General features: G+C 50.5%; 3 protein-coding genes. 2 read left to right on the forward strand and 1 reads right to left on the reverse strand.

The features are described 5' to 3' along the window. A partial coding sequence (locus tag VIM87_RS01330) for a hypothetical protein (protein ID WP_331995226.1) occupies positions 1 to 1,024 on the forward strand: 1,024 nt, incomplete at its 5' end. A gap of 95 nt (positions 1,025 to 1,119) precedes the next feature. After that, the gene (locus VIM87_RS01335; RefSeq protein ID WP_331995227.1) at positions 1,120 to 2,235 is read left to right on the forward strand and encodes an AI-2E family transporter; all 1,116 of its coding nucleotides are present in this window, start codon (positions 1,120 to 1,122) and stop codon (positions 2,233 to 2,235) included. Here VIM87_RS01335 and VIM87_RS01340 read toward each other — a convergent pair. Continuing rightward, positions 2,216 to 2,332, reverse strand: coding sequence for a YjbQ family protein (locus tag VIM87_RS01340; protein WP_331995228.1), 117 nt, complete (start codon positions 2,330 to 2,332; stop codon positions 2,216 to 2,218). The genes VIM87_RS01335 and VIM87_RS01340 overlap by 20 nt on opposite strands. Positions 2,333 to 2,339 lie beyond the last annotated feature (7 nt).

Raw genomic sequence — 2,339 nt, forward strand, 5'->3', positions numbered from 1 at the left:
TTGTTACCACCATGTTATTACAAACCGGCAGATCATCACAAATAAACGTGTAACCATGAAAGTAATAAAGCTGCAGTATTGCCTGGTATTATTGGGTCTGTTTATTTTTACAGCCTGTAAAAAAGATAATAATGGCCCCAATAACCCCAACAATCCCGATAACCCCAATCCACCCGGCCAGCAATTTCCCGGTGAAATAATCTATGACTGGGCAACGGAGGGCTTGCTGAAAATAAATCTGCAAAGCCATGTTAAAAGCACCGTGTTGCCGGACGATACCCGCCGTAACGGAGTTGATATCAGCCAGGATGGCAAGCGCATGATCGTATCCAGTGACGCGCCTGATAATTACGATGCTAACCTGTATACGTTTAAGAACGTCAGTGATGGCGCCATCATCAGCCAGTTTGAATATTACCCTACGGATGGCGGCTACACCATTCCCAATTTATCGTACGATGAAACCCTGATAGCAATAAACCCCACTTATGATGATGGGATCGTGATCCTGAACATGAAAGGGCAGGTACTGCATCACCTGGCCTCTTTCCAGGGGAAAAAGATAGAAGGCAGCATTGCCTGGATGCCGGATAATACCATCCTGTTTAAGATGGATAAAACCCTGTACCGCACCAATGCGGCCTTTACACAGGCTAATGCGGTAAAAACCCTGAACTATGATTCCTGGGGCGGGTTTGCACCAAGCCCCGATGGAACAAAGATCGCCTTAACAATAGGTAATCATGCATGGATGATGAATGCAGACGGCACGAACCTGGTACAGGTAACAACCAGCGACTTCGAGGAAGCATACCCCACCTTTTCACCGGATAGCAAATACCTGCTGCTGGGCAGGGAGTACCAGACTACCGGCCCGTTCGGCCATATCTGGTACATGGTTATTATTCCGGCCGACGGTAAGCAGTATAATGTAAATGAAGGCGCGGATGACCGCGTGATACCGGTTATAGAAAAAGGAGAGAACCGTGCCGCAGCCTGCGGCGGGTTAATGTTATGGCGTTAATAAGCGGTGTTGTACAATGGTGTTCGGGTTTTCAGGAATATGCGTTACATTAGTAACAGATCATCCGCTATTACTGTACCGTTCACACAAAGCTTATGCGCACTATAAATCCCCGCACGCCCCGTAGCAATATTGAAACTGTGCTGGTGCTGCTGTTATTACTGGCCTTGTTATATGCCCTGTACGAGGTGCTGCAGGTATTTTTTGGAGTGTTCACTTTTGCGCTGATCTTTTTTGTGTCGTTTGAGGCGCCTTTTGAATGGCTGGCCCGGGTGCTGCGTAACCGGCGCAAGCTGGCTGCCGTTATTTATTCCATTGTGCTCATTGTTATTGTAGCGCTGCCCCTGGTGTACCTCATTGCATCACTGGGCAGGCATGTAAAAGAAGGCTTACGCATTATTACAGATATACAGGCAAACGGGCTGCCGCCCCTGCCGGATAATATTGCGCAGCTGCCGCTGGTGGGGGAGGCCATCAGCGCTTTCTGGCAGCATTTGCAGGATAATCCCCGGGAAACGCTGGCCGGTTATGAGCAACAGCTGCGGCTGGCGCTGCGCCACGTTCTGCTGGGCGGGGCCGGCATTTTAGGTACTGCCCTGCAATTTATATTGGGTATTATTATTTCCGCTTTTTTGCTGGTAAGCCGGGAGCAGGTATTGCAGCCCGTTAAAACTACCCTGCAGCACCTGCTGGGCCGTCGGGATGGTTTAACCATGATGGAAGCTACTTCACATGCCATCAAGGGAGTGTCTATCGGGGTGATGGGCACTGCGTTTATTGCTACTGCTGTTTCCTGGATAGGGTTTACCATTGCCGGTTTGCACTTTAAGCTGGCCCTGTCTGCGCTGGTATTTTTCCTGGTGCTGATACAGGTAGGCCCGCTCATAGTATGGCTGCCGCTGATCATATGGATGGCCGCCCAGGGGCATACGGGCATGGCTATATTCCTGGCCATCTATGCCGCTTTTTTACTGCTGATCGATGCCATCTTAAAACCCATCCTCATTGCCAAAAGCGGCGGCAAGCTGCCCTTCCTGGTATTGTTCTTGGGCGTAATAGGCGGGCTGGCAGCCTGGGGTTTTACAGGCATGTTCAAAGGCGCTATTATACTGGCGGTGTTTTATACCATTTTTACCTCCTGGCTGCAAAGAAGGCGGGAGCCTGCCGGCACCGGCGCGGTAACCAGCCGAATTAAGCTCCCCAGGCCGTAATAACAATTCTTCGTCTGCCGCCGTGGTTGCGGTGTTCGCATAAATATACCCCCTGCCAGGTTCCCAGCGCAAAGCGTCCGTTGCGGATGGGGATCATTACAGAG

Origin of the sequence: Chitinophaga sp. (assembly GCF_036569125.1) — a bacterium.
In the GTDB taxonomy this organism is placed as follows: Bacteria; Bacteroidota; Bacteroidia; order Chitinophagales; family Chitinophagaceae; genus Chitinophaga.